The following is a 2,047-nucleotide window of genomic DNA, read 5'->3' on the forward strand; positions in this document are numbered from 1 at the left end:
GCCCCCGGCAGCGGCGGCCGGCCCGGCGCGGGCCCGTCAGCGGGTCAGTGCCCGGTCGTGTCGGAGTCGGTGGCGGCGTCCTCACCCCGGTCGAGCGCGGAAAGGGCGGCGACCTCCGCCGGGGCGAGGGCGAAGTCGAAGACGTCGATGTTGCTCTTCATCCGCTCCGGCGAGGAGGTCTTCGGGATCGGGATGAGCCCCAGTTCGAGGTGCCAGCGGAGGACGATCTGCGCCGGGGTCCGGCCGTGCCGGTCCGCGATCTCCGTGACCGCCGGATGGGCGAGCAGTTCACCGCCGTGACCGATCGGTCCCCAGGACTGGGTCACGATGCCGTGCGCCTGGTGGTACGCGCGGGCCGCCTCCCGGGTCAGCGTCGGGTCGAGCTGGATCTGGTTGACGTCCGGCGTCACGTCGGTCGCGGCGAGGACCCGGTCGATGTGCGCCGGCTTGAAGTTGGACAGCCCGATGGCCCGGACCCGTCCCTCCCGCAGCAGGTCGGTGAGGCCGAGGAAGGCGTCGACGTACCGGTCCTGCCATGGCATCGGCCAGTGGATGAGGTAGAGGTCGAGATAGTCCAGACCGAGCCGCCCGATGCTGTCCTGGAACGCCTCCCGCACCGCCTCGCGACCGTGCCACTCGCCGTTCAGCTTGCTGGTGACGAAGAGGTCCTCCCGGGCGACCCCGGAGGCGCGCAGTCCTCGGCCGACCCCCTTCTCGTTGCCGTACTTGTAGGCGGTGTCGACGAGCCGGTAACCGATGGTGACCGCCTCGGCGACGGCCCGCTCGGCTTCGGCGTCCGACATCGGCCAGGTGCCGAGACCCAGTCGCGGGATCTGGGCTCCGTTGGCCAGCGGTTGGGTCGGTACGGTCGGCTGCTCACTCATTCGGCTGATCTCCTGGGGTCCGGGACGGCCTGACGTCGGATCGCCGGGCGGCTCGGTGGCGCGCCGGGTTCACCGAGGTCAAACCCTATCCGGACGCTTCCGTGCGGCCCGAACGGCCCGGCTCGGCGCAGGAGTCGGTCCGGCCGGCAGCGAGCGTGGTCATGCCTGCGGTTCGGCCAGGTCCAGCAGCGTACGGGCCAGGGTGTTGCGGGCCAGCGGCACCTTGAAGGCGTTCCCCGGCAACGGCCGGGCCTCGGCGAGTTCCGCCTCGGCCGCCGCCCGGAACCGGTCGGACCGGACCGGCCCGCCGCGCAACAGTTCCTCGGCCCGGGTCGCCCGCCACGGTTTGTGTGCCACTCCGCCGAGCGCGATCCGGACGTCCCGGACCACACCGTCCGCCACGTCGATCGCCGCCGCCACCGAGACCAGCGCGAACGCGTACGAGGCGCGGTCGCGTACCTTCCGGTAGTACGAGCAAGTGGCGAACGGCAGCGGCGGCACCTCGATGGCGGTGATCAGCTCCCCGTGCCGGAGGACGGTGTCCCGCTGCGGCTCGATGCCCGGCAGCCGGTGCAACTCGCCCATCGGGATGCTCCGACCGCCGTCCGGCCCCACTGTGTGCACCACGGCGTCCAGCGCGGTCAGCGCCACGGCGAAGTCCGACGGATGGGTCGCGACGCACTCCGGCGACGTGCCCAGGATGGCGAGTTCCCGGTGGTGCCCGTCGATCGCCGAGCAGCCGGTGCCGGGTTCCCGCTTGTTGCACGGCGTGGTGACGTTCTGGAAGTACACGCACCGGGTGCGTTGCAGTAGGTTTCCGCCGGCCGTCGCGAGGTTGCGTAGCTGGCCGGAGGCGCCGGAGAGCAGCGCCTGGGACAGCACCGGATATCGGCGCCGGACCAGGGGATCCGCCGCGAGATCGCTGTTCGGGGTGGCCGCGCCGATCCGGATCCCGCCGTCGGGCAGTTCCTCGACCCGGTCGGAGGTCAGCCGCCGGACGTCGACCAGCAGGTCCGGGGTGGCGACGTCGAGCTTCATCAGGTCGACCAGGTTGGTGCCGCCACCGAGGAAGGCGCCCCCCGGAGCCTTGGCGAGCATCGCGACGGCCCCGGGAACGTCGTCGGCGCGGGCGTACCGGAACGGCCTCATCGGCGGGCCAGTTC

At 72.3% G+C, this 2,047-nt stretch carries 2 protein-coding genes; both read right to left on the reverse strand.

Annotated elements, in window-relative coordinates; genetic code table 11:
* Window positions 1-44: 44 nt before the first annotated feature.
* A complete protein-coding gene (locus I0C86_RS40375) occupies window positions 45-884 on the reverse strand; it encodes an aldo/keto reductase (protein ID WP_196206596.1) in 840 nt (279 codons plus the stop codon).
* 159 nt (window positions 885-1,043) lie between these two features.
* On the reverse strand, window positions 1,044-2,047 hold a 1,004-nt coding region (locus I0C86_RS40380), incomplete at its 5' end, for an FAD binding domain-containing protein (RefSeq protein ID WP_456319984.1).

It is taken from the genome of Plantactinospora alkalitolerans (assembly GCF_015690345.1).
Lineage (GTDB): Bacteria > Actinomycetota > Actinomycetes > Mycobacteriales > Micromonosporaceae > Plantactinospora > Plantactinospora alkalitolerans.

What these genes read in the sequence shown, in the direction of transcription:
- I0C86_RS40375 (WP_196206596.1), bottom strand. Translation starts at nt 884, where the DNA reads ATGAGTGAGCAGCCGACCGTACCGACCCAACCGCTGGCCAACGGAGCC.